This is a genomic window from Dorea sp. 210702-DFI.3.125, from assembly GCF_020560945.1.
GTDB classification, from domain to species: Bacteria; Bacillota; Clostridia; order Lachnospirales; family Lachnospiraceae; genus Dorea; species Dorea formicigenerans.
Window position 1 is genome coordinate 1 of sequence record NZ_JAJCNF010000143.1, and the last position, 222, is coordinate 222.

The following is a 222-nucleotide window of genomic DNA, read 5'->3' on the forward strand; positions in this document are numbered from 1 at the left end:
ACGATGAATTACAGGGGGAAAGCGGCAGTATCCAGACCCAGCGCATGATGCTTAGGCAGTATGCCGCAGAGCATGGGCTGACTGTTGTAGACGAGTACATTGACGACGGATGGAGCGGGACAAATTTCGAGCGTCCAAGTTTCCAAAGGATGATTGATGACATCGAGGACGGGAAAATCAACTGCGTTGTCACAAAGGACTTATCCCGTCTGGGAAGAAACT

General features: G+C 50.5%; 1 protein-coding gene. It reads left to right on the top strand.

All coding sequences use genetic code 11. The annotated features are described in order from the left end of the window. On the top strand, window positions 1-222 hold a 222-nt coding region (locus tag LI164_RS15885), incomplete at both ends, for a recombinase family protein (protein WP_227087401.1).